General features: G+C 37.1%; 20 protein-coding genes. All 20 read left to right on the top strand.

Annotated features, from left to right (window positions below; translation table 11 throughout):
* Positions 1-20: 20 nt before the first annotated feature.
* Positions 21-824, top strand: a complete 804-nt coding sequence (locus BN1225_RS09635) for an AP2/ERF family transcription factor (protein WP_041139577.1) — start codon at positions 21-23, stop codon at positions 822-824.
* A gap of 61 nt (positions 825-885) precedes the next feature.
* Positions 886-3,849 (top strand): InlB B-repeat-containing protein, encoded by a 2,964-nt coding sequence (locus tag BN1225_RS09630; RefSeq protein ID WP_041139576.1) that lies wholly within the window; start codon positions 886-888, stop codon positions 3,847-3,849.
* A 183-nt stretch (positions 3,850-4,032) separates the two neighbouring features.
* The gene (locus tag BN1225_RS09625; RefSeq protein WP_041139575.1) at positions 4,033-6,222 is read left to right on the top strand and encodes an InlB B-repeat-containing protein; all 2,190 of its coding nucleotides are present in this window, start codon (positions 4,033-4,035) and stop codon (positions 6,220-6,222) included.
* Between the two features lie 551 nt (positions 6,223-6,773).
* The gene (locus BN1225_RS09620; protein ID WP_041139574.1) at positions 6,774-7,754 is read left to right on the top strand and encodes an ATP phosphoribosyltransferase regulatory subunit; all 981 of its coding nucleotides are present in this window, start codon (positions 6,774-6,776) and stop codon (positions 7,752-7,754) included.
* Positions 7,747-8,373 carry an ATP phosphoribosyltransferase gene (gene hisG / locus BN1225_RS09615; protein WP_041139573.1) on the top strand — a complete coding sequence of 209 codons (627 nt, stop codon included), beginning with the start codon at positions 7,747-7,749 and terminating at the stop codon, positions 8,371-8,373. The genes BN1225_RS09620 and hisG overlap by 8 nt, the downstream gene beginning before the upstream one ends.
* The gene (gene hisD / locus BN1225_RS09610; RefSeq protein WP_041139572.1) at positions 8,367-9,683 is read left to right on the top strand and encodes a histidinol dehydrogenase; all 1,317 of its coding nucleotides are present in this window, start codon (positions 8,367-8,369) and stop codon (positions 9,681-9,683) included. Before hisG ends, hisD begins: the two co-directional genes overlap by 7 nt.
* Positions 9,670-10,251 carry an imidazoleglycerol-phosphate dehydratase HisB gene (hisB, locus tag BN1225_RS09605; protein WP_041139571.1) on the top strand — a complete coding sequence of 194 codons (582 nt, stop codon included), beginning with the start codon at positions 9,670-9,672 and terminating at the stop codon, positions 10,249-10,251. Before hisD ends, hisB begins: the two co-directional genes overlap by 14 nt.
* Positions 10,252-10,260: 9 nt before the next feature.
* Positions 10,261-10,869 (top strand): imidazole glycerol phosphate synthase subunit HisH, encoded by a 609-nt coding sequence (hisH, locus tag BN1225_RS09600; protein ID WP_041139570.1) that lies wholly within the window; start codon positions 10,261-10,263, stop codon positions 10,867-10,869.
* Positions 10,863-11,594 carry a 1-(5-phosphoribosyl)-5-[(5-phosphoribosylamino)methylideneamino]imidazole-4-carboxamide isomerase gene (gene hisA, locus BN1225_RS09595; RefSeq protein ID WP_041139569.1) on the top strand — a complete coding sequence of 244 codons (732 nt, stop codon included), beginning with the start codon at positions 10,863-10,865 and terminating at the stop codon, positions 11,592-11,594. The genes hisH and hisA overlap by 7 nt, the downstream gene beginning before the upstream one ends.
* Positions 11,564-12,322 (top strand): imidazole glycerol phosphate synthase subunit HisF, encoded by a 759-nt coding sequence (hisF, locus tag BN1225_RS09590; protein ID WP_041139568.1) that lies wholly within the window; start codon positions 11,564-11,566, stop codon positions 12,320-12,322. The genes hisA and hisF overlap by 31 nt, the downstream gene beginning before the upstream one ends.
* 4 nt (positions 12,323-12,326) lie before the next feature.
* Complete coding sequence (hisIE, locus tag BN1225_RS09585; protein WP_041139567.1) at positions 12,327-12,968, top strand: bifunctional phosphoribosyl-AMP cyclohydrolase/phosphoribosyl-ATP diphosphatase HisIE; 642 nt, start codon at positions 12,327-12,329, stop codon at positions 12,966-12,968.
* A complete protein-coding gene (locus BN1225_RS09580) occupies positions 12,968-13,762 on the top strand; it encodes a histidinol-phosphatase HisJ family protein (RefSeq protein ID WP_041139566.1) in 795 nt (264 codons plus the stop codon). The genes hisIE and BN1225_RS09580 overlap by 1 nt, the downstream gene beginning before the upstream one ends.
* A 49-nt stretch (positions 13,763-13,811) precedes the next feature.
* Positions 13,812-14,975, top strand: coding sequence for a cation diffusion facilitator family transporter (locus BN1225_RS09575; protein WP_197066554.1), 1,164 nt, complete (start codon positions 13,812-13,814; stop codon positions 14,973-14,975).
* Positions 14,976-15,062: 87 nt separating this feature from the next.
* Positions 15,063-15,275 carry a DUF6465 family protein gene (locus BN1225_RS09570; RefSeq protein WP_041139565.1) on the top strand — a complete coding sequence of 71 codons (213 nt, stop codon included), beginning with the start codon at positions 15,063-15,065 and terminating at the stop codon, positions 15,273-15,275.
* A 136-nt stretch (positions 15,276-15,411) separates the two neighbouring features.
* The gene (locus tag BN1225_RS09565) at positions 15,412-15,681 is read left to right on the top strand and encodes an HPr family phosphocarrier protein (RefSeq protein WP_041139564.1); all 270 of its coding nucleotides are present in this window, start codon (positions 15,412-15,414) and stop codon (positions 15,679-15,681) included.
* A gap of 39 nt (positions 15,682-15,720) precedes the next feature.
* A complete protein-coding gene (locus BN1225_RS09560; RefSeq protein WP_041139563.1) occupies positions 15,721-17,424 on the top strand; it encodes a phospho-sugar mutase in 1,704 nt (567 codons plus the stop codon).
* 118 nt (positions 17,425-17,542) lie between these two features.
* Positions 17,543-19,396, top strand: coding sequence for a 1,4-alpha-glucan branching protein GlgB (gene glgB / locus BN1225_RS09555; RefSeq protein ID WP_041139562.1), 1,854 nt, complete (start codon positions 17,543-17,545; stop codon positions 19,394-19,396).
* Positions 19,397-19,409: 13 nt separating this feature from the next.
* A complete protein-coding gene (locus BN1225_RS09550) occupies positions 19,410-21,806 on the top strand; it encodes a glycogen/starch/alpha-glucan phosphorylase (RefSeq protein WP_041139561.1) in 2,397 nt (798 codons plus the stop codon).
* A 54-nt stretch (positions 21,807-21,860) separates the two neighbouring features.
* The gene (gene pulA, locus BN1225_RS09545; protein WP_041139560.1) at positions 21,861-23,963 is read left to right on the top strand and encodes a type I pullulanase; all 2,103 of its coding nucleotides are present in this window, start codon (positions 21,861-21,863) and stop codon (positions 23,961-23,963) included.
* A gap of 349 nt (positions 23,964-24,312) precedes the next feature.
* Positions 24,313-25,437, top strand: coding sequence for a glucose-1-phosphate adenylyltransferase (locus tag BN1225_RS09540; protein WP_041139559.1), 1,125 nt, complete (start codon positions 24,313-24,315; stop codon positions 25,435-25,437).
* Positions 25,438-25,454: the final 17 nt, after the last annotated feature.

Genomic DNA, 25,454 nt, shown 5'->3' with positions numbered 1-25,454 from the left:
GGAAGAATTTGCTAGAGAATATGAAATCACAAACAGATCGTTATCAGGGTAAACGGTTCGGAAAGTTAACCGTTCTTTCCTCTTATCGTGATCATAAAGGGTATTGGAAATGTGTTTGCCAATGTGACTGCGGCCAGCAAAAAGAAGTATATGCCAGTAATTTAGTGAGTGGGAGAACGAGAAGCTGTGGCTGCATGGAAGAGGCGAACCGTAAGAAATATGTAGATTTGACAAATCAACGCTTTGGAATGTTAAAAGCAATTTGTCCGACTCAGCAACGCAAAAAAGGATGCGTAGTATGGAAATGTCAATGTGATTGTGGAAATATTTGTTATATCACAAGTAGAAACCTCATTCGTGGGGATACAAAAAGTTGCGGGTGTCTGCGTAGTCTTAATAATGATTTAACAGGTAAACAATTTGGCAAACTGCATGCCATAAAAGTTGTGGGGAAATCACATGGTCATTTATTGTGGCTATGCCAGTGTGAATGTGGGAATCAATGCATCGTACAAGATGGCAATCTTAAAAGTGGTCATACACAAAGCTGTGGATGTGTTAGGGTAAATCCTAATCTTATTGAGGGAACAAATTTATGTCTTATTGGTTCTGATAAGTTGTCAAAAAGAAATACCAGTGGTGTCAAAGGGGTTTCACCGACACGCAATGGGAGATGGGTAGCTACAATAACGTTTAAGGGAAAAAGATATTTTCTGGGACAGTTTACGACAATTTCTGAAGCAGAAACAGCTAGAAAAGAAGGGGAAGAAAAATACTTTGCCCCATTTCTTATAAAACATAGAAAATACAATTTAAAGCAGTAATGGTCGAATAAAACCGTATTATCAAAATTTGTAATAAAGAAAGTATGAGAGGAAAGTAGTGATGTGTAAAGTTAAAACAATTAGTAGTCAATTGTGTATAGGACTATGTATCGGATTGATTATGGCAGTACTGCCTTTTCAATCAGGAACTAATGCGTACGCAACGGATGAACAACATGTACATAGGGATCAATGTTATGCTGAGAAACTAATATGTCAGGAAAAAGATCATGAACATAAAGATGAATGTTTTGAAAAGGAATTGATATGTGAAAATGATATAAAAGACTCTGGAGTGGAAAATTCTGAAATGGAGAATCTTGAAACACAAGGTTCACCTATAAAGGATATAGTCCAATCTAATGATGTGGAGCCAGGATTCGTTAGAAACTCATATGCAATAGAGGGTGTAAGAAATGAAAATACAGGAACTCTTTATTCAACATTAGCCGAAGCAATGAATGCTACATCTGATGGTGATGTTCTTAAAGTTTGTGGTAATTTAGGTGATCAAGGAACTATTAGTGTTTCAAAGAATATTACGCTAATAGGAGATGCTGCTGCTGAAATCAATGGTATTAAACTAACTGTAGAAATTGGAAAAAGCCTGAACTTGGGAAATGGAACAGGAAACCTTTCTTTGATAAATGATGTTACGATAGATGTCAATGGTTCGTTAACTCTTAATAATGGTTGTACAATTAATGCTTCTCGTGGCAAGACCATTATTGAGATAAAAAATGGTGGAAACTACCTTGGAAATGGTGGAAGCGTTACAAACACTTATACTACATCAAATTATGCGAGTGCCATTCAAATAAATGTAGGTGGAATAGGTGAATTTAGGGGTGGAAATTATACAGCAGAACATGAAGCATTGTTTGTTTGCGGTACAGTAACCTCTATCTCAAATGGAACATTTATTTCCAAAAACGTATCAACCACTACTAAACGTGGGGCTGTTGTTGTACAAGATGACTCCTCTATACCTGGAATCACTGGTTTGATTAAAGACATCTCAGGTGGCACATTCACAGGAGAAAACGGTGGATCAGGAATGCAAGTAATGTATAACGGAAAGGTTGAAAACATATCAGGGGGAACATTTACTGGACAAGGGTCCGATGGAAAGGGATGTGTGTTATACAGTGGAAGGATCGATAGTATAGTTGGAGGAAGTTTTTATGGAAGCGATACAGGTATTGATGCTATTGGATTATGGATAGTAAGTAGTGATTCATCGTATCAAGCTTCTTCGGTTGGAAAGATTACGGGAGGATATTTTTATGGAAATGCCCGAGGATTATGCCTGGATGCACAGTCTTTTAGCAATGTGTCAGCTACCAGCATTGATAGTATTTCAAATGCTACGATTAAGGGGAGAGGAAACGTAATGTTTATTTATGGTTCAGTCGGATATTTAGAAGATGTAACTGTAGATGCATCCGGAAGTAGTGGGATTCCATTGACACTTTGGACAGATTCTACGATAGGGGAAATTAAAAGCGGAACTTTTTTAGCCGATGTTACCCGATTTCCACCCAGTAATGCTGTGAATGTGGCAGATGGTGCAAAGATTGATACGATTACAGATGGAAACTTTATTGGCGGAAACTCCGCCATTTCTACCACAGGAACAGGAAATGTGGGTGTGATTAAAAGCGGTGTATTTTATGGCAGATATGGACAGCCGTTAAATTTATCCACACCGACTAAGTTAGAGCCGGATTTAACTGCCCCTAGAGGCTTAGGAAGATATTTAACAGATGCAAATAAGAATCCACAGTCTATGATTGCCAGTAATAATATTATTACACCAGAAGGATACATTATGTCTACAGCTACGGTTCCGGTAACAGTGGCATATGCAGAAAGACAGTACCATTATTTGACAAAAGTAGATTCAGAATTAGAAATCACGTTTAATGCCAATGGGGGAATAGGTGCGGATTATACACAAGATGTTCCTTATAATACAGCAGTTGAGTTGTTGGAAAATAAATTTACATTCGAGGGGAAAAATTTTGTAGGTTGGACAACTGATGCGAATTCAGATGTAGTGGAGTATGTAGATAAAGCAGAAATCACAACAATCACTAATACTACACTTTATGCTCTATGGGATACAGCTATGTATGATGTTAATTTTGCATTCACAACAATAGCACCGGATGGAATAATCCCACCAAACCAAACAACGGTGGCACATGGGGATATTGTGTCAGAACCAACATTTGCAGCTGAAGAAGGCTGGTTATTTGATGGATGGTATAAAGATGAAGCGTGTACACAGGTATATGAGTTTACAGAGGCGATTGTTGCAGATATGACGCTTTATGCAAAATGGGAACAATTAAGCTATCAAGTGGATTATGCGTTCACAACAGTAGCCCCAGATGGTGTAATACCACCTACTACAATGACAGTAGTCTATGGTGATACTGTCATAAAACCTGTAGTGGCTTCCGTAGATGGATGGCTATTTGATGGATGGTATAAAGATGAAGCGTGTACACAGGTATATGAGTTTACAGAGGCGATTGTTGCAGATATGACACTTTATGCAAAATGGAATCATTTAACTTATTATGTTACTTTTGAATTCATAACAGTAGCTCCAGATGGTGTAATACCACCTACTACAATGACAGTAGCCTATGGGGATACTGTCATAGAACCTGTAGTGACTTTCGTAGATGGATGGCTATTTGATGGATGGTATAAAGATGAGACGTGTACAGAAAAATACGAATTTAGTCATTCGATTATAAAAGATATGAAATTATATGGTAAATGGTCAAAACAGGCAGAGGCTGCAGAAACAGATGGTTTTGAACAAAAGCCTGTGAACGATTTGAATAATAATGTAAGTGACCAAGAGCAACCACAAACAGGAGATGAAACAAGAATAGTATTTTATCTTAATGCATGTGTGGGAGTTACACTATTGATACTTATTCTTCTTATAATGAAAAAAAGAGAAAAGATAAAACAGATAAGATATAGAAATACTAAAAGAAGATAAATTATTTGATTTAAGGTATGAAAAGTAATAATTACGGTTTCTAGTTAGTTAAACTACAGGAGATAAAAGTCAAAGTATTTATTCATAATTCATTTCTTAAATAAAGAAAGGGAGTAACAGATGAAAAAAAGATGTAGAATAATATTATCATTAATAAGTATGCTATTATTAGGGAGCATATTTATGCTAGATACATATGCGGTAGACACCAAAGCCGAAGGGGTCGTATATTTAGATACAAATTCAGCAACTAATGGAGATGGAAGTATTGCAACACCATATAATCAAGTGCAGGCTGCCATTGATCATTTTGGGGGTGGAGATGGAACTATCCTATTGCAAAGTCAAATGAATGTGAATGAAGATCTAACTTTAAACACCCAGCCATCACAAGAAATTATCATTAAGAGAAATTTTGATGGTTTTAATCCAATGTTTATTGTGAGTGATAATAAATCAATGATATTAAATCAAATCATTTTAGATAATAATGCAAAAAGTACGAGTATTGTCACTGCAAAGGGAATCAATTCCAAAGTTATTATTAATGATGGTGCGGTTTTGCAGAATAGCCGACATACTCTTGTGTTAATTGGGAATACTTCGACACTTGAAATGTATGGTGGAGAATTACGGAATATGGTCAATAATGCTTCTTCTGCTATTTCTATTCAGGGGCAAGGAAACGGCGTTATGAATGGGGGCTCTATTCATGATAATGATTGTTCCGCAATTACGCTTGAAGCAGGAAGCGGAAGGTTTGAGATGAATGGCGGGAAGATTTATAATAACTCCACTATGAATAAAACAGGATTTGATGTGAAAGCAGGGGCAGTTTTTGTTGCCTCTAAGAATTCCGCATTTATCATGAACGGTGGTGAAATTTACAATAACGGTGCCAAAGAACATGGAGGTGCCATCACTAATGCTGCTGGCGGAAGTGTCACTATAAATGACGGAAAAATATACAATAACTATACGACAGATTCCGGGGGAGCAATTAGTGTAGCAGGGGATGTCGATAAAATGGCCCATTTAATTATAAATGGTGGTGAAATTTACGGGAAATATACGATCGATGAATTTGGTCTAGGCGGAGCGATTTATATCAACCGTTATGCTGAAATCAATATAAACGATGGAAAAATATATAGTAATAATGCCGGAGCTCGTGGAAGCGGCGGTGCTATTTGCTTCATAGGAGCAAATGACAGTGTATTGACATTATCAGGGGCAAATATTTTTGGTAATACAGCAGAATGGGGTTCAGGTATTTATGCTGCTGATTCCTTTATTTTAAAGGGCGCGATTCGCTTTGAGGGAATCAATGACGTATATTTGCGCAGAGATCGAAATGCAATCATTCAGTTAGACGGTGAACTGACAAATATGAAGGGAACAAGTATTCCAGTCGCTTCTTTTTCACCAGATCATGATGATGTCGAAAATATTGTGACAAATGTTCCGGGAGAAGCACTTGTAGTTTGTAAAGATACCGCATTAGCAACACTCGCAGATACGAATAAATGGTTTACTCCAGCAAAATATATAACCGATAGAGTAGCAAACGTCAATGCTATCCTTCAAGCAAGTGTATTTACCCCTACAGAAGCAATCGATAATACATATTTGGTTTACGGTTATAAGCAGCCCATCATAACATTTGATGCAAATGGCGGCTCTTGGGAAGATGCTTCTGTCATTAAGAATGTGGAAGCCCCCTTAACACTAACAAATATTCCGGAAACTCCCGAGCTGATTGGGTATCACTTTGCAGGATGGTATTTAGATGTTAATGATGAATCTACTCAATTGGATCACACCAATTTGCCGTCAATTACTTCAGACGTTGTATACTATGCAAAATGGGCTGTAAATACATATAAAGTAGATTTTAAGTATATGGGGAAAGTACCCGAAGGGGTGACGGAACCACTAAGTGAAACTGTTGAATATAATTCCACAATCACAAAACCGACAGTAGTACTCCTAGATGGATGGGCGTTTGACGGGTGGTATACAGATGAAAACTGCACTAACCAGTTTGATTTTACAACGCCAATTTCTTCTGATGTTATTTTGTACGGAAAATGGAGTCAAATAATTCCGGAAAATCCAACGGACAAACCTACACAGGACCCAACAGATAAGCCGGAAGAGAATCCGACAGACAAACCAGTGGAAAATCCAATGGATAAACCAACAGACAAGCCGATGGAGGATTTAACAGAGAAACCAATGGATAATCCTCAAACTTCTCCTAAACCTGTTGAAACAGGAGATAATACACAGATGACGTTTTATATATTATTTTTGCTTTCATCAGCATTGATGATTGTAACATCCGCCTACAAGAAGCGCAGTTATCGATAAATAAAACTAATATTTGTATTATTACAGGCGTAGAATAAGGGTTAAAAAGAATACATTCACTTTCGTTAGGAGAATATTTCTTAAGTATAAATATTTCTAAATTATTCTTTAGAACTGTCTCGTCTATAGGTTATAACTTATCAGCGGGCATAAGCTGAAATTGGATAAAAAATTCATGATTTAAAACTAATCCTGAACAAAAAAGGAAGTCAACTATTTGACAGACTTCCTTTTTTATAATGGTTAATTAGTTAAACATAACTTTTTATAAAGTCTGTTTTGTATTATAGAGAAGTTTTTTCAAATAATTTGTAAAAAAGCTTTATTTTATATTTGATCTGTGCTACTATACTAACAAGCGGAAGGTGATTATTATGAATACGAATACATTATCACAACAATTACATCACCATCATTGGATACGGTAGGGTTATATCAGCAAATTGATACAGCCCATTTTGTGTTATTTCAAAGGGTTGTATCTAATGACAAAAACGTGTGAAGCAAGCGAGTCATTAGACTCGCTTTTTTATTTATCTGGAGGGGGAAATATGGAGAATTACAAGTTTGTGCTTCCCGAAGAAGCACAGGAAGCAGTAAAAGGGCATGTCAAGACACTAAGGAAGATGGAAGCCGATTTAAGGGTTGTTTTTGAAAATCTCAATTATGATGAGGTGATGCTGCCAACATTTGAATACACTGATCTTTATCGGGAAATTTCTACGGGAATTCAAGTTGACAGGTTATTTCAGTTTTTCAATAAGGATGGAAAAGCAATCTCATTAAGAGCCGATTTTACGTTTCCGTTAGCACGTTATCATGCCCACGTGGCGCAAATGGTAGGACGTTATTGCTACTTCGGCAAAGTCTATCGAAAGCAGTTAAGCCACAAAGGGCGGCAAAGTGAAATCTATCAGGCAGGAATTGAACTGATGGGATTAGATGAAACCGCGGGGGATCAGGAATGCTTAACCGTCTTGGCCCAAAGCTTAAAGACAATGACATTATCCCATGTGCAAATCGAACTCGGCAGTGCAGCTTTTTTTAGCCGTTTGAAAGAGCTCATAAAAGATGACGGACAATTAAAAGAGATTCTTGATTTTCGGGATATGAGTGCTATGGAACTTTTTGTAGAAAAGAAATTAAAAGCATTGGTGATCGATCAAAAAATGGCAGATTTTTTAAACCAACTTATTATTTTGACAGGAAGACAAGAGGTGTTTACTCAGGCTAAAAAATATTTGGAAGATGAGGCACTGTTGAACGCTTTGAGTCATTTAGAGAATTTGTATTTTACTTTTAAAGATCAATTTGAAGATTTGACAGTAGATTTAGCCATGGTACCAAAGTTCAAGTATTACACAGGTTTGATGATTAAAGGATACCACTTAGAAGCAGCCGAAGCATTCATCAGCGGTGGACGGTATGATCAACTGCTTCAAGTCTTTGGACGTAAAAGTCGGGCGATAGGATTAAGTTATCATTTAGATATGCTTAGTGAACTGGCGGATAAGGAGAAACAAAATGATTAAGATTGCAGTAACTAAAGGAAGAATCGAAAAACAAGTATGCCATCTGCTTTTAGAAGCCGGTTACGACATGCATCCCTTATTAAATAAAGATCGGGAACTGCTCATTACCACACAGGATGATTTACAATTTATCTTTGCAAAAGCAAATGATGTACTTACCTTTTTAGAGCATGGCATTGTCGATATCGGATTCGTAGGGAAAGATACACTGGATGAAAGTGAATTTAACGATTATTATAATTTACTCGATTTAAAGATTGGTCAATGTTACTTTGCTGTGGCGAGCTATCCGCAGTATAAATATACACAATTTAATCGGCGTAAACGCATTGCATCGAAGTATACGACTATCGCCAAACGTTATTTCCAATCTAAATTAGAAGATGTAGAAATCATCAAACTGGAAGGATCGGTTGAATTAGGTCCGATTGTTGGGATTGCAGATGCCATTGTCGATATTGTTGAAACGGGTTCAACATTAAAAGCCAATGGATTGGAAGTCATTGAAAAAATCAGTGATGTCAGCACCCGCTGTGTCTGTAATAAAGTGAGTTTTAAATTTAAAAAAGAGGAGATATTGACGTTAGTTAAACGTCTGAAGGGGGAAACGATATGTTAGAAAAAATGAAATTTACAGGAGATTATACTGCTCTGGATCAATTATTCAGTGCTCGTAAAGCTACCATTAATAAGGAAGTCAATGAGACTGTAGAAAAAATAATTCAAGATATTATAGATCGTCAAGATGAAGCTTTATTTGAATATGCTAAACGTTTTGATGGCTATGATATTAAAAGTAAAGAGGATCTTTTAGTTACTGCAAAAGAAGTAGAAGAAGCAGTGGAGCGTGTAGGTGATAATTTTATTCGTATCTTAGAAAGAACGAAAACTCAATTGATTGATTTTCACCAGCATCAGTTAAGTCAATCCTGGTCGTTATTCAAAGAAAATGGGGTCATCATGGGACAGATTGTCAGAGGATTAAGACGAGTAGCTTTATACGTTCCCGGAGGAACGGCTACCTATCCGTCAACAGTCCTTATGAATGCTGTTCCGGCACAACTTGCCGGTGTTAAAGAGTTAGTCATCATAACCCCTGTAAAAGCAGATGGAAAAGTAAGTGATGTGATATTAGCGGCGGCTCATGTTTGTGGTATTGAGACAATTTATAAAGTTGGGGGAGCCCAAGCTGTTGCCGCTGTTGCTTATGGAACGCCTTCCATTAAAAAAGTAGATAAAATTGTCGGTCCGGGGAACATTTATGTAGCGACTGCAAAAAAATGCTGTTATGGAGCGGTTGATATTGATATGATTGCCGGTCCTAGTGAAGTACTTGTGATTGCCGATGAAAACGCAAACCCTAAATATATTGCTGCCGATTTAATGAGTCAGGCAGAACATGATCGTTTAGCTAGCAGCATTTTAGTAACCACTTCGGCTTTACTGGCAGATGAAGTGGAGAAAGAATTAGCACGTCAGTTAAACACTCTGTCACGTCGAGAGATCATTGAAGAATCATTGCAGAATTACGGCGGGGCAGTGCTTGTTGATTCAATTGCGGAAGCATTTGATGTATCGAATTATATAGCCCCCGAACATTTAGAAGTCCTTGTCGACCAGCCTATGAATACCTTACCTTATATTGAAAATGCCGGATCAATCTTTTTAGGTGAATATACGCCGGAACCATTAGGGGATTACATGAGCGGTACAAACCATGTTTTGCCAACCAGCGGCACTGCTAAGTTCTATTCCGCTTTAGGAGTCTATGATTTTGTTAAATATTCATCATACAGTCAATATCCAAGAAATATCTTAGAGACTTTTAAAGAAGATGTCATTGAGTTTGCTAAGTTAGAAGGATTAGATGCTCATGCCAATTCAATCACCGTTCGATTCGAGGAGGAAAACCGAAATGGAAACGATTAAAATTATCAGAAAGACGAATGAAACCGATATTGTTGCAGAGCTAAAATTAAATGGAGAAGGGAAAAGTTCGATTCAAACCGGCATTGGATTTTTTGACCATGTGCTGACTCTCTTTGCATTTCATTCAGGCATGGATCTTAATTTGTGTTGTAAAGGAGATTTAGAGGTGGATACGCATCATTCGATTGAAGATATTGGTATTACTTTAGGACAAGCAATGAATGAAGCCTTAAAAGAACGTATAGGAATTCAGCGTTATGGAAATGCTTTTTTGCCGATGGATGAAGCTATGGCACAAGTTACTTTGGATTTATGCCGACGAAGCTATTTGGTTTATCATTGTGAACTTCCGGTTGAAAGAGTGGGTGGGTTTGAATGTGAGATGCTGGAAGAATTTCTGCGTGCGTTTGCATTTAATACACAGATGACACTGCATGTGAATTTACTTTATGGAAAGAACGCCCATCATATGATCGAAGCTATTTTTAAAGGGTTGGGACAAGCACTAAAACAAGCGATTCAACCGACGAAAGATCAGCGTTTAATGTCAACGAAAGGACAATTATAGGTGAAATATATGGTGATTATCATAGATTATCATGTTGGTAATTTAAAAAGCGTCTTAAATGGGTGCCGCAGGGCGGGAATCAAGGCTCAAATCAGCAGTGATAAAGATACAATCAGGAACGCTAAGGCATTGATTTTGCCGGGTGTTGGAACATTTAAAGCCGCGATGGAACATTTAAAAGAAACTGATCTGATCGATACCATTAAGGAATGCAAAGAAAAAGGAACCCCTATTTTAGGCATCTGTTTAGGTATGCAAATCTTGTTTGAAGAAGGGAATGAAGTCAGTCAGACTAAAGGCTTAGGCTTTTTATCCGGACAAGTAGCCCCAATTCAATGTACACTTAAAATTCCACACATGGGATGGAACGAATTGTATTTTGAAAATGAACATCCTTTATTAAAGTATCTGTCAGAAAAAGAAGATGTCTATTTTGTGCATTCTTTTCAAGCCTACTGTCCAACTGAGGAAGTGGTCGCTTATGCCCGTTATAAAGAGGCATATATTCCGGCAATTGTCGCAAAAGAGAACGTGATGGGGTGTCAGTTTCACCCTGAAAAAAGCGGAGAAACAGGAAAGAAAATCTTAAAAGCATTTAAGGAGATGATCGCATGTTAATATTACCTGCTATTGATTTAAAAGATGGAAAAGTGGTGCGTTTATTTAAGGGAGATTATCAAAAAGAAACAGTCTATGCCTTAGATGCTGTGGAAATTGCGGCATATTATGAAAAAATCGGGGCTGATTTCTTGCATTTAGTCGATTTAAACGGCGCTAAAGAAGGATGTCGTGTCAATCAAAAGACGATTGCTTCAATACGTGAGCATACACGACTCCCTATTGAACTAGGCGGCGGTATTCGTGATCAAGAGACGATGGCATTTTATTTAGAGGAACTAAAAATCGACCGTATTATATTAGGAACAGTAGCCTTAAAAAATAAAACGTTATTAAAAGAAGCACTCCGGCTTTACGGAGCAGAAAAAATTGTCGTAGGGGTCGATATTAAAGATGGCTGTGTAGCTACGGAGGGCTGGCTGGATAAGAGCCAAGTTGATTATCTGACATTTTTAAAAGAGTTGGAGAATATGAAGGTACGCTATGTTGTGGTGACAGATATTAGTAAAGATGGAACTTTAGAGGGCCCAAATTTCGAACTGTATGAAAAGATTCGACAGGAAACAACTTTGCAGGTAATTGTATCCGGGGGAATCAGTTGTAAAGAGGATGTTTATCGGGTAAAAGATAATTATGGCTGTATTGTTGGAAAAGCTTTTTATGATGGCAAAATAGATTTAGAAGAGGTGATAGCATGCTTAAAAAAAGAATCATTCCTTGTTTAGATATTAAGGATGGGAAAGTGGTTAAAGGGATTCATTTTAATGGACTGAAGGAAGTCGGAGATCCGGTTGAACTTGCTCGCTGTTATGATGATCAAGGTGCGGATGAAATTGTTTTTTTGGATATTACGGCGACCTATGAAAATCGTGATACGATGTATGCATTAGTAGAAGAAGCGGCAGGGTCTTTATCGATTCCTTTGGCGATTGGGGGCGGTGTACGTCATTTAGATGATTTTAGAAAGGTACTGTTATGTGGGGCTGATAAAATTTCGATTAATTCAGCGGCAATTCGTGATCCTGAATTAATCAATCAGGCAGCACAGGAGTTCGGCAGTCAGTGTGTTGTTGTCGCAATCGACGCCAAAAAGAACCTTCAAACCGATCGTTTTGAGGTGTATATTAAAGGCGGACGTGAAAATACTGGAATCGATCTTGTCGATTGGGCTAAGGAATGTCAACAAAGAGGAGCGGGGGAAATCTTGTTGACTTCGATGGATAAAGATGGAACTCAATCCGGATATGATATCGACATGCTTCAAGCGGTTTGTGCCGCCACTCATATTCCCATTATTGCCAGCGGTGGCTGCGGAAGCATAGAAGACATAGTAGATGTATTTAAAAAGACGGATTGCGATGCGGCATTAGTGGCTTCTTTATTCCATTATGGCGTTAGTACAATCAATGAAGTAAAAGAACGTTTGAAAGAAAATAATATTCCAGTGAGGTAGAAAGATGAAACCAGATTTTAACAAAATGTCGCTGATACCGGCAATCGTACAGGATTATAAAACCAACGAAGTATTAATGCTCGCTTATGTTAACGAGGAAGCCTATGAAAAGATGCTGGAAGACAAGCAAACTTATTTTTATTCTCGCAGTCGTCAGACACTTTGGCATAAAGGGGAAACATCGGGACATTTCCAAAAGGTTAAATATATGGCATTAGATTGCGATCAAGACACGCTGCTCATTCAGGTGGAACAGATCGGCAATGCCTGTCACACCGGGGCTTACAGCTGTTTTTTCAATGCTATTCAAGGAGAAGAAAGTTTAAGTACGATATTTCAGTCTGTTTATGATCGGATTCAAGATCGCAAGATACATCCCATAGAAAACTCTTATACTAACTATCTTTTTGATCAAGGAACTGATAAAATATGTAAAAAGATCGGAGAAGAAGCCAGTGAAACGATAATTGCCGCCAAAAATGAGGATCGTGAGGAATTGATTGGTGAAATAGATGATCTTTTATACCATGTTTTTGTCTTGATGGCAGAAAAGAATATTTCCATGCAGGAGATACAAGCCAAATTAAAAGAACGCCATCAGATTACGGGAAATAAAAAAACATTCCATCAAAAAGGAGAATATTAATGAGAAAAATTGATTATCATATGCACACCTGTTTTTCTGCTGATAGTGATGCAGATCCTAAGGAACATATCCAGCAGGCAATCAAGATGGGACTAGAAGAAATTTGTTTTACGGATCATCAGGACTTTTATTATCCGGGAACATCGTTTGATGTCGATGTTGATCGTTATTTAGCAACAATGATGGATTTAAAACAGACCTATCAGGATCAATTAAAGATTAAGATCGGAATTGAAGTGGGACTGGACTGTCTTTACCAAGAAGATATTAAAAACTTTATTCAGACCCATCCTTTTGACTATGTCATCGGATCGATCCACGCTATTGGGAATACAGAATTCTTTTTGCCGGGAAATTTCTTTGATGGCAAAACAAAAGAAGAAGCTCATCGTGACTTTTTTGAAGAAACACTGCGCTGTGTACAGCAGTTTGATGATTTTAATTGTTTAGGACATCTGGATTATATCGTTCGCTATGGACCTTATGAAGACAAATCAGTCGACCATGCTTTATATCAAGATATCATCGATGATATCTTTAAAACACTAATCAAAAAAGGAAAAGGGATCGAAGTGAATACATCGGGGTTTAAAGATTTAAAAACCTGTGGGTTTCCAAACTTTGATCAGGTTCAACGTTACTATGATTTAGGTGGAAGAATCATCACGATCGGAACCGATTCTCATACCAGTGATCGAGTTGGAGAAAATGTCGATCGAGTCATAGAAGAACTTGAAAAGATTGGGTTCAAGGATGTCTCAACTTTCACAAAACGTGTGAAAGATTCAATTTAATTGTGCTATAATATATGAAATAGCACTTTTTTGTTTGAAGGGGGATATTATGCAATTTTTAATAAAAAAATGTATCAAAGATTATGAGCAGGTAGATAAACGTGAAGTGAGAGAGCGCTATGGAACATTTGTGAGTATTATTTCTATTATATGCAATATTGTCTTAGCGACTTCTAAATTGATCGTTGGAATATTTTCTAAAAGTATCTCCATTCAGGCAGATGCCTTAAATAACTATTCGGATGTAGGAAGTAATCTTGCCACCTTGTTTGGATTTAAGCTTGCCAGCAAGCACCCGGATACGGATCATCCTTACGGACATGGACGTATCGAGTATATTTCGGGATTAATCATCTCTTTTTTAATTTTATTGGTAGCATTGCAGTCTTTGAAAGAATCGGTGATGAAAATCATTCAGCCGGAAGTCATTCATTTCAGTTATCTTGGAATTGCAGTACTGATCTTTTCTATGCTGGTGAAATTCTTAATGGCAAAAATGAATAAGAATATCGGAGAGCGTATTCATTCTACTTCTTTAAAGGCTGCCAGTCAGGACAGCTATAATGATATGATCACGACTTTTGCTGCCATGATCGGTATGCTGGTCAGCCATTTTGCATCATGGAATATCGATGGTTGGATTGGATTGTTTGTATCCTTCATCGTATTAAAAGCCGGTTATGATGTTTTTAAAGATACCGTCGGTCCATTGCTGGGACAGGCACCGGATAAAGAATTAGTGGAAGGCATTGCAAATTTGGTTATGTCCTATCAGGGAATTTTAGGTATTCATGATTTTATGTTGCACGATTATGGTCCTGGAAGATCGTTTGTCACTCTGCATGCGGAAATTGATTGTCACGATGACCTTTTGGAAATTCATGATGTGATTGATTTAGTCGAAAGGGAAATTCTGAGTCGCTTTAATGTACATGCCACCATACATATGGACCCGATTGACAGCACCAATGAAATGATCAATGAATTAAAGGGTAAAGTGATTGAAATCATTAAAAAGATTAATCCTGCTTACACCATTCATGATTTTCGTTTAGTCAGCGGACCGACCCATACAAATATTCTTTTTGACGTTGTTTTGCCGCCTGAAGATGAAACCAATGTGATTGAATTAAAACAGAAAATTGATCAGGAAGTGAAGCAATTAGATAAGAATTTTTTCACTGTTGTTGAAGTGGATCGTGCTTATTATTGATTCTTATGTCATATTCCATAAATATTTGTCTAATTCTTCGGTTTGTGCTATTATTTAATTAGATATATTGAATAACGGAGGGACTATATGAAAACAAAAATGGAAATTCAATATCATGACAAAAATGTCATCACAGCGGATATTGAAAAAGCGGTAAAAGAGGAATTGAAAATTAAGGGAATAAAGATGAATACAATCGATACTTTGGATATTTTCTATCAGCCGGAAACAAGTGCAATTTACTATTTAGCTAATTTAGCAGATGGGACAGAAGCAAAAGGGGAAGTAGTGGAGATTTAGCTGTGAAAAGGGGCGCTGCCTCTTTTTTTGTCGACTTTTGTAAGCGCAAACATTTTTAGTTAAAAGCATTGGATTATTCCTAAAAGTACGCTATAATAGAAGCATGAAAGGTCAATCAGTTAGGGAGGAATGGAATATGACTTTGAATTATAAATTTGTGGTGACCGATCCGTTAGGGATGCACGCAAAATCTTTGACTGCTTTAGTGAATGAAGCAAGTAAGTTTGACAGCAACATCAAATTAATCTATGATGGGAAAGAGGCAAGCTTGAAATCAATCATGGGTGTGATGGCATTGGGAATTCCGACAAAAGCACACTTGGAAATCGTCGCTGAAGGGCAAGATGAACCAGAAGTGATCGATAAGTTAAAAGAAGTCATCAAAGATTTGCATATTGCCGAATAAACAAGTGATTAAGTAAAAAATAGGGGTGGATAAAACGATATGGGTTATCAAGAAAAATACAATCAATGGTTAAGTTTTGAAGGATTAGATGAAAGTTTAAAAGCGAATCTAAAAGAAATGGATGAAAAAGAAAAAGAAGACGCGTTTTATACTAATCTTGAGTTTGGTACTGCTGGGATGCGTGGTATCTTAGGCGCAGGGACCAATCGTTTAAATATTTACACAATTCGAAAAGCAAACGTTGGGTTTGCGAAATATGTATTGACCTTGCCAAATGGTAAAGAACGTGGAGTGGCAATCGGATATGATAATCGTCATATGTCATATCGTTTTGCAATCGAATCAGCAAAAGTATTGGCGACTTATGGCATTAAGTCTTATCTTTTTGAAAGCCTGCGTCCAACGCCGGAATTATCTTTTGCAGTTCGTCATTTAGGATGTGCGGGTGGAATCATGATTACCGCCAGCCATAATCCAAAAGAATATAATGGATATAAAGTATATGATGATACAGGGTGTCAGTTGATTCCGGAATGGGCAGATCAAGTGGTAGACTATGTGAATCAAGTGGAAGATGAATTAAATGTGGAGGTGTGCAGTGATGAAGACGCCTATCCATATATCACTTATATTGGTGAAGAAGTGGATGAGGCATACTATAAGGAAGTCATGGCGATCGAAATTAATCCGGGAATGGATAAAAAAGATTTCAAGATCGTTTTCTCTCCGCAGCACGGAACTTCCAATATTCCTGTCAGAACATGTCTGGAAAGATTGGGGTATGATTTGATTCCGGTATTGGCACAATGTGCGCCTGATCCCGATTTCACAAATACAAAATCACCAAATCCGGAAGTAGAAGCTTCTTATGAATTGGCGATTAAAAAAGCGAAAGAAGTAGATGCCGATGTCGTTGTTATTTGTGATCCTGACGGAGATCGTTTAGGTGTTGTCGCTAAACATGATGGTGACTATGTGCTGATGAGCGGGAACCAGTCAGCAGCAGTTTATCTGGAGTATATTTTAAGTCAGTTAAAAGAAAAAGGAACCTTACCTGATAATGCGGTTATGTATAATACAATCGTAACATCTGATTTAGGTGAATTAGTAGCGAGAAGTTATGGTGTCGACGTTGAAAAAACATTGACGGGATTCAAATTTATCGGAGATAAGATCAGAAAATATGAAAAGACCGGAGAAAAACAGTTTGTCTTTGGATACGAAGAAAGTTATGGTTGTGTAATCAAAGACTTTGTTCGTGATAAAGATGCCATTCAAGCCGTTTTGACTGCGGCAGAAGCAGGAAATTATTTCAAAAAGCAAGGGAAAGATTTAGTCGATGTGTTAAATGACCTTTACGCAAAACATGGAACTTTCAAAGAAACTCAGATTGCTTTATCAAAAGCAGGGGTAGAGGGTGCTCAGCAGATCAAAGCCATCATGGCTGGTTTAAGAGCGAATGCGCCAGCTGAAATTGCCGGATATAAAGTGGTTAGCGTTGAAGATTATGAAACAAGTATCAAAGTTGCCGACGGTCAAGAAACAGTGATTGACTTGCCTAAATCAAACGTTTTGAAATATTATTTAGAAGATGGATCTTGGATTGCAGCCAGACCTAGCGGAACTGAACCAAAATGTAAATTCTACTTTTCAATTAAAGGAAACAATCAGCAAGATGCATTGGATAAGACGAACATCTTCCATAAAGCAATGATGGAAATGATTGGCGAAACAGAATATTAAAACTTAAAAAACGAGCCTTCGGGTTCGTTTTTTATTTATTTTGAAAACGCTATCATTTTAGAGTGAAATATGTTTTGTTATTTGGTATAATAGGACTATAGTTAAAGGGGGAAATTTTATGCTAGATGAATTTTTGATTCAGCTGTTCTATGAAGGACAGTGTTTAGAAGCATATAAAGTATTTGGAGCCCATCTTTGCGAAGAAGATGAAGTCAAGGGGGTACGTTTTACCGTTTTTGCTCCTAACGCCAAAAAAGTATTTGTCGTTGGAGAATTTAATGAATGGCAGCAGACGCATCCTTTGAAGAAAATGGGGGATGGGGGCATCTATTCAGGATTTGTGCCAAAAGCAAAAGCAGGACAGCTTTATAAATATTTGCTGATTGGGCCAAACGGACAGCATCTTTATAAAGCGGATCCTTATGCACGTTTCAGTGAGGTACGACCGGGGAATGCTTCACGAATTTATGATCTTGAACGTTTTCGCTGGGGCGATAAGCGTTGGCTGGCTAAACAAGATAAGCATTTTGAAAAGAATCTGAATATCTATGAAATGCATATCGGTTCTTGGAAAATGAAGAAAGATTATACGGATGAAGAGGACGGAGAATTCTATAATTATGAAGAGATTGCCGAAAAACTGATTCCATACATAAAAGAAATGGGATATACCCATATCGAATTAATGCCACTATCGGAGTATCCATTTGATGGGTCATGGGGATATCAGGTAACCGGATATTTCAGTGCGACTAGTCGTTATGGCACCCCTAAACAATTGATGCATTTTATCAATCAATGCCATAAAGCGGGTATAGGGGTTATCATGGATTTTGTACCTGTCCATTTTGTCAAAGATGCTCACGGCTTAACGATGTTTGATGGGGGATGTGTCTATGAATATCCTGACTTAAATCGTCGTTATACAGAGTGGGACAGTGTTTATTTCGACTTAGGGCGTGATGAAGTTCGCAGTTTTATGATGTCTGCCATTAATTTTTGGATCGAATACTATCATATTGACGGGATTCGCTTTGATGCAGTCAGCCATCTGATTTTCTGGAAAGGGAATAAAGAGATGGGAACTAATGATGGGGCGATCGATTTTATGAAGCGAATGACATATAAAATCAATGAACGTCATCCACATACATTATTGATAGCCGAAGATTCATCTGATTATCCAAAAGTGACGCGTTCCAGTGTGGAAGGTGGTCTAGGATTTGATTATAAATGGGATTTAGGATGGATGAACGATACTTTGAAATACATGGCATTAGATCCCTATTTCAGACAGCATGAACATCATCTAATGACATTTTCAATGGCTTATTTCTATAGTGAAAATTATATCCTGCCTTTTTCACATGATGAGGTGGTGCATTCTAAAAAAACAATTATTGATAAAATCTATGGTACTTATGAAGAAAAATTGGCACAACTTAAAACTTTATATATATATATGATGACTCATCCCGGTAAGAAATTGAATTTTATGGGGAATGAACTGGCAGAATATAAAGAATGGGATGAAAAGAAATCATTGGGATGGAATATCTTATCTTATCCGGTGCACGATTCTTTCCATGAATTTATCAAGAAAATGAATAAAGTGGTAAATGACTATCCGGCATTGTATCAAAATGATTACTACCCGGAAGGTTTTGAATGGATGGTTGTTGATGATAATAAACAAAGTGTATTTGCTTATGAAAGAAAGACGTTGGAGGGGCAGCATTTATTGGTGGTTCTTAACTTCACATCAAACAGCCATGCCTCTTATTGCATACCGGTAACGAAATCGGGAAAATATAAGGAAATATTAAATAGTGATAAAGATATTTATTCTGGAAATAATCAGGTGAATTCACGACAACTAAAAGCGAAAAAAGGAACTGTGTTGGGAAAGCCTTATTCGATAAATGTGAAAATAGCTCCATATACCGGAATGATCTTTGAATGGAAAGAATAGTGAGGAAATAAAGATGTTTAAAAATAAAGAAGAATTTAAAACTGAATTTACAAAAAGAATTATTGAAGGCTATGGTCGTCCTTTAAAAGAGGCGCATATCACCGAGAAATTCATGGTCTTAGAAAAATTGATTCGCGATCAAGCGGCGATTAATTGGGCTTTAACGAAAGAAGAAGTTCAGGATAGCCAGCAAAAGCAGATGACCTACTTTTCGATGGAATTTTTAATTGGCAGACTGCTGGTTAATAATATGATGAACTTAGGTGTTTATGATATTGTAAAAGAAGGCTTAGCAGATCTGGATATTAATATTCATGAACTGGAAGAATTAGAATCGGATCCCGGTCTGGGGAATGGTGGTTTAGGACGTTTAGCGGCATGTTTCATGGATTCCTTAGCCTCTTTATCAATGCCGGGGCATGGAAATACTCTGCGTTACCAGTATGGGTTATTCAAACAAAAAATTGTTGACGGCTATCAAACGGAAATTCCCGATCAGTGGATGTCGATTGGGAATATGTGGGAAATCAGAAAACCTAAGCATGCGGTAGATGTCCGCTTTTGGGGAAAGGTGATTTGGGATGACAGCACCGGACGCTTTAAGCATGTGGATGCAGAATGTATTCGTGCAGTTCCGTATGATATGCCTATTATCGGGAATGAGACAACAGTCACGAATACCTTGCGTTTATGGGACGCTGAAGTAAGTACCAATATTCCGACAAATAAGGATTTCCGCCAGTATTCTCAGGAAGTGAATGAAATCTGTCAGAACCTTTATCCTGATGATTCTACTTTAGCGGGACGTACTTTGCGTTTAAAACAACAATATTTCTTTGTCTCTGCCGGATTGCAGGCATTGATTAAATCGCACTTAAGAACCTATAAGACATTAGATAATTTCCATGAAAAGAATGTCATTCAGCTTAATGATACGCATCCGGTATTAGCAATTCCCGAATTAATGCGTCTGCTTATCGATGAACATGATTATGATTGGGAAGATGCATGGGATATCGTTTCTCATACAATGGCTTATACCAACCATACAATTCTATCAGAAGCATTGGAAAAATGGCCGATTGATACTATGCGTGCTTTATTGCCGCGTGTGTATATGATGATTGAAGAAATTAATCGCCGTTTTATCGGTTATGTAAAAGAACATGTGTCAAATCCGGACGAGGTATTTAATCATGTATTGATCATTAAAGACGGACAGGTTCATATGGCACATTTGGCGATTGTCGGAAGTTTTAGTGTGAATGGGGTAGCTCGCTTGCATACAGATATTTTAATTCATCAGGAGATGAAGGCTTTTGCGGAGCTTTATCCAACTAAATTTAACAATAAAACAAATGGAATTACGCATCGTCGTTGGCTGGCTTATGCCAATCCGCAATTAAAGGAACTGCTGCACGATACGATTGGAGACCATTGGATCAAAGAGCCTGATGAATTGGAAAAATTAATGGCTTATGTGGATGATCCTGATATTCAAAAACGTTTCATGCAGGTAAAACGTGACCGCAAGAGAATCTTAGCACGTTATATTCAAAAAAATAACGGTATTCTTGTAAACGTAGATTCTATCTTTGACATTCAGGTAAAGCGACTGCATGCCTATAAACGTCAGCTGCTGAATGTACTGCATATCATTTATCTATATCAGGAAATGAAACGCAACCCGGAATTTAGAATTTATCCGCGTACTTTCATTTTTGGGGCAAAAGCAGCACCGGCTTATTTCTTTGCGAAAAAAGTAATTAAGTTAATTAACAGCGTTGCTGATGTCGTGAACAGTGATCCGGAAACATCTGATTACCTAAAAGTCGTTTTCCTGGAAAATTATGGTGTGACATTGGCGGAAATGATTATGCCGGCAGCAGATGTCTCAGAACAGATTTCAACTGCCGGAAAAGAAGCGAGCGGTACGGGAAACATGAAATTTATGATGAATGGAGCTTTAACATTAGGAACATTAGATGGAGCCAATGTTGAAATTCATGAACGTGTCGGTGATGACTACTGTGAGATTTTCGGACTTACAGCCAAAGAAGTGGATAGTTTACGTCAATCAGGTCAGTATAATGCTTGGGATTATTACAATAATAATATAAAATTAAAATTTGTGGTGGATTCTTTAGTTGATGGAAGTTGGAGTGCATCACGTGAAGAATTCAGAATTATATTTGAAGAATTAATGAATTATAATGATGAATATTTCTTGCTTGCTGATTTTGATTCTTATATTAAAGCACAGCAAGATGTTGAAAAGAGATATTTAGACAAATCCGCATGGGCAAAAATGTGTTTAATCAATATCGCAAAATCAGGATTCTTCTCATCTGATCGAACAATTAAGCAGTATGCAGATGAAATCTGGCATATTCAGCCAGTTAAAAAATAAAAATATAGAATGGAGGACTCTCTCCATTCTAAGTTTTTGATAATAGGAGGCAGTATGGAAAAATCACTGATCTTTATGAGTGCCTATTTGGAACGCTTTAATGTGATTCATGTTCATGTCGCAAAACAGTATTATGGAGGAATTATTGAGCAGTTTTACTTGAAGAATATGCTAACTCAGGAGTTATCTTCAACACGAATCGTTTATGATTATGAAGAAAATGATTGGCACATCTATCAGTTAATGGTAGATAATTTATATTTGGGGACACCTTTTACCATTTTAAATAATCATGGATTAAGCTGTGCCTTAGAAACAAGAGGGATTGTCAACGATCCGATGTTTGATCATCTTTTTGCTTATGATGGTGATGATCTAGGACCGACATATACACTAGAAGAAACAACGTTTAAAGTATGGTCGCCGACTTCTCATGCCGTTAAGCTCCAGTATCAGTTAAATGGACGAATGGAAACGATTGATATGGAAAGACAGACGCAGGGAATTTATAAGGTAGTACTCAAAAAAGATATGGAAGGGGCACGCTATATATATTGGACATGCAATGGGGATCAATGTTTAAAGACAACCGATCCATATGCGTATGCGAGTACTGCTAACGGAGCAGAGAGCGTTGTGGTAAACCCGAAAAAGTTCCATAAAATTTTAAAAATGTCTTTTCCTTTAAAACAAAAGACGGATGCTGTTATCTATGAAGTCAGTGTTCGTGACTTTACCAGTTCAAAATCTATTAAAAGCAAATATCGCCGTCAATTTTTAGGTGTGGTGGAAAAAGGATTAACAACTAAAAATAATCAGATTGCCGGATTTGACTATTTGATTGATTTAGGTGTCACCCATGTTCAGCTTATGCCGATTTTTGACTTTGCCACCATAGAAGAAACTAAGCCCGATTTATTTTATAATTGGGGATATGACCCAAGTCAAATTAATGTCCCAGAAGGAAGCTACTGTACAGATATCAGCGATCCTTACAGCCGTATTAATGAATGTATTGATATGGTCAATCGACTGCATCTTTCAGGGCTTCGAGTGACGATGGATATGGTAGTGAATCATGTGTATGATGTCAACAGTTCCAGTTTAGAGCGATTAGTTCCTTATTATTATTTTAGAAATGATGATTTCGGACATATTTCCAATGGTTCTTTTTGTTCTAATGATATTAACAGCGAGTGCTTTATGGTGAGAAAATATATTGTTGATATGTGTAAACGTTGGCAGAAAATATATGGCATGGATGGTTTCCGTTTTGATTTGATGGGGATTTTAGATATAGAAACAATCAATACAATTCAGCGTGTTCTTTACAACAAGGATCCTAACTGTTTGATTTATGGTGAAGGCTGGAACATGAATACGATGCTGCCGGATGATCGTAAAGCGATGCTGGATAATCAGGCAAAGATGCCAAATATCAGCTTTTTTAATGATCAGTACAGAGATGTATTAAAAGGATCAACCTTTACTAATGAGCATGTGCGGTTAGGTTATTTAAGCGGAAATACTGATTTGTTTGATGAAGCTCAGGCGGTCATCAGCAATCAGCATAAATTCATCTATCCGGAACAATCCATCAATTATGTGGAATGTCATGATAATGCTACGATGTACGACTATTTGAAAGAAACATTGGATGAAGATGAAGAAACACGTTTAAAAAGACAAAAACTCTTGAATACGGCGGTTATTCTTTCTCAAGGGATTCCTTTCCTTCATTGTGGACAGGAATTTGCCAGAAGCAAGATGGGAGTACACAATTCATTTAATTCGCCTGATAATATCAATCAAGTGGATTGGGATCGAAAAGATGAAATGATGGATCAGGTATATTACGTTAAAAATTTACTGAAACTAAGACGTAAAAATAATGGTTTTCGTTATACAACCAAAGAAGAAATCGAAAAGAATGTGAATATTTGTCATTTAAGCAATGGAGTCATGATCTATACCGTTTATCAGACTCAAGGGGAATTTAAGCAAATTAAGGTTATTTTTAATCCCAAGAGGGAATCTACTTATTATAATTTAAGTGCAAAAGATGAAGTGATCATCACTACCGAAAATGCAATAAAACAAGAATATTCCAATCTTTTAATCGAGCCGGTTTCCGTCTATATTATTGCACAACGATAAAACTGCCCTTATGGCAGTTTTTTAATTTAATAGCGGAAATTGCTTTTTTAGAAAAAAGATTTTTAATGATGAGAAATTCTTTTTGAAAGAAGTCGGATACCGACAGGAAACTACAAATTTAGAACTGAACACAAGATAGAATAAAAGATGTGTGTGTATCCTATAAATGACTTTTGCCTTGTGTTATTTTAGATTTTATAAAATAATTTATCCTATATTTACAAATTAGAATAAATAAAATTTTGTAAAAAAATAATTATAAAAAAAACATAAAAAGGGTGTAAAAAGATACGCATTTGTAGTATTCTATAAGTATAGAAAGCGTTTACAATTTAAGGGGGTAAAAATAATGAGTAGAGAAGTAGTAGCTATGATTTTAGCGGGAGGAAGAGGAACCAGATTAGAAGCTCTGACAGCTAAAGTGGCTAAACCGGCAGTATATTTTGGTGGGAAATACCGTATCATTGATTTTCCATTAAGCAACTGTGCAAATTCAGGGATTGATATCGTTGGAGTACTGACTCAATATGAATCTGTACTGTTAGGGTCTTATGTAGGTTCAGGGATTAAATGGGGACTCGATGGAACCAACTCATCTGCAGCAATTCTGCCAGCACGTGAACGTGGTGAAGTAGGGGCAACTTGGTATGAAGGGACAGCCGATGCGATCTATCAAAATATCAGTTTTTTAGATCAGTATGATCCGGAGTATGTATTGATTTTATCAGGAGACCATATTTATAAAATGGATTATGCGTTGATGTTGGAAGCACATAAAGCTAGAGCAGCGGATTGTACAATCGCAGTATTAAATGTCAGTTTAGAAGAAGCCAGCCGTTTTGGAATTATGAATGCCCATAAAGATGGAACCATTTATGAATTTGAAGAAAAACCAGCTAAACCGAAATCTACTTTAGCTTCAATGGGAATCTATATCTTTACATATCAGGAATTAAAGAAATACCTGATTGAAGATGCGAAAGATGAAAACAGTAAACATGACTTTGGGATGAATATTATTCCTAATATGCTAAACGATCATAAAAAATTATATGCTTATGAATTTGATGGATATTGGAAAGATGTTGGAACAGTAGACAGCTTATGGCAGGCAAATATGGATTTACTTGCTGATAAAGAATTAGATCTTTATAATTTAAAGAAGGATTGGAAGATTTATACGAGTGATACAACCAGCCATCCGCAAATTATTGGCTCTGAAGGAAAAGTAACAAATTCCATGGTAACTCAAGGATGTATCGTTGATGGAGAAGTATCTGGTTCGGTTTTATTTGACAGCGTGCATATCGGAGTCGGAGCGAAGGTTGTGGATTCTGTGTTAATGCCGGGTGTATTAATAGAAGAAGGGGCAGAAGTCTATAAAGCAATTGTTGATGAAGGGGTCGTAGTCGAAGCTAACTCAGTCATTAATAAAGAAGCAAAAAAAGTCGAACTTGTTTCGGTGAATAAATAGGCATAGGGGGTAAAAGA

Source organism: Beduini massiliensis (assembly GCF_000829905.1).
GTDB classification, from domain to species: domain Bacteria; phylum Bacillota_I; class Bacilli_A; order Erysipelotrichales; family Coprobacillaceae; genus Beduini; species Beduini massiliensis.
Note: the sequence above shows the minus strand (reverse complement) of the source record. Positions and strands in the feature narration are given on the sequence as shown.

What these genes read in the sequence shown, in the direction of transcription:
- BN1225_RS09635 (WP_041139577.1), top strand. Translation starts at nt 21, where the DNA reads ATGAAATCACAAACAGATCGTTATCAGGGTAAACGGTTCGGAAAGTTA.
- hisB (WP_041139571.1), top strand. Translation starts at nt 9,670, where the DNA reads ATGGAAACGATTAAAATTATCAGAAAGACGAATGAAACCGATATTGTT.
- BN1225_RS09580 (WP_041139566.1), top strand. Translation starts at nt 12,968, where the DNA reads ATGAGAAAAATTGATTATCATATGCACACCTGTTTTTCTGCTGATAGT.
- hisD (WP_041139572.1), top strand. Translation starts at nt 8,367, where the DNA reads ATGTTAGAAAAAATGAAATTTACAGGAGATTATACTGCTCTGGATCAA.
- hisH (WP_041139570.1), top strand. Translation starts at nt 10,261, where the DNA reads ATGGTGATTATCATAGATTATCATGTTGGTAATTTAAAAAGCGTCTTA.
- BN1225_RS09620 (WP_041139574.1), top strand. Translation starts at nt 6,774, where the DNA reads ATGGAGAATTACAAGTTTGTGCTTCCCGAAGAAGCACAGGAAGCAGTA.
- hisG (WP_041139573.1), top strand. Translation starts at nt 7,747, where the DNA reads ATGATTAAGATTGCAGTAACTAAAGGAAGAATCGAAAAACAAGTATGC.
- glgB (WP_041139562.1), top strand. Translation starts at nt 17,543, where the DNA reads ATGCTAGATGAATTTTTGATTCAGCTGTTCTATGAAGGACAGTGTTTA.
- BN1225_RS09630 (WP_041139576.1), top strand. Translation starts at nt 886, where the DNA reads ATGTGTAAAGTTAAAACAATTAGTAGTCAATTGTGTATAGGACTATGT.
- BN1225_RS09560 (WP_041139563.1), top strand. Translation starts at nt 15,721, where the DNA reads ATGGGTTATCAAGAAAAATACAATCAATGGTTAAGTTTTGAAGGATTA.
- BN1225_RS09565 (WP_041139564.1), top strand. Translation starts at nt 15,412, where the DNA reads ATGACTTTGAATTATAAATTTGTGGTGACCGATCCGTTAGGGATGCAC.
- BN1225_RS09625 (WP_041139575.1), top strand. Translation starts at nt 4,033, where the DNA reads ATGCTAGATACATATGCGGTAGACACCAAAGCCGAAGGGGTCGTATAT.
- BN1225_RS09570 (WP_041139565.1), top strand. Translation starts at nt 15,063, where the DNA reads ATGAAAACAAAAATGGAAATTCAATATCATGACAAAAATGTCATCACA.
- hisF (WP_041139568.1), top strand. Translation starts at nt 11,564, where the DNA reads ATGCTTAAAAAAAGAATCATTCCTTGTTTAGATATTAAGGATGGGAAA.
- hisIE (WP_041139567.1), top strand. Translation starts at nt 12,327, where the DNA reads ATGAAACCAGATTTTAACAAAATGTCGCTGATACCGGCAATCGTACAG.
- BN1225_RS09540 (WP_041139559.1), top strand. Translation starts at nt 24,313, where the DNA reads ATGAGTAGAGAAGTAGTAGCTATGATTTTAGCGGGAGGAAGAGGAACC.
- BN1225_RS09575 (WP_197066554.1), top strand. Translation starts at nt 13,812, where the DNA reads ATGCAATTTTTAATAAAAAAATGTATCAAAGATTATGAGCAGGTAGAT.
- hisA (WP_041139569.1), top strand. Translation starts at nt 10,863, where the DNA reads ATGTTAATATTACCTGCTATTGATTTAAAAGATGGAAAAGTGGTGCGT.
- BN1225_RS09550 (WP_041139561.1), top strand. Translation starts at nt 19,410, where the DNA reads ATGTTTAAAAATAAAGAAGAATTTAAAACTGAATTTACAAAAAGAATT.
- pulA (WP_041139560.1), top strand. Translation starts at nt 21,861, where the DNA reads ATGGAAAAATCACTGATCTTTATGAGTGCCTATTTGGAACGCTTTAAT.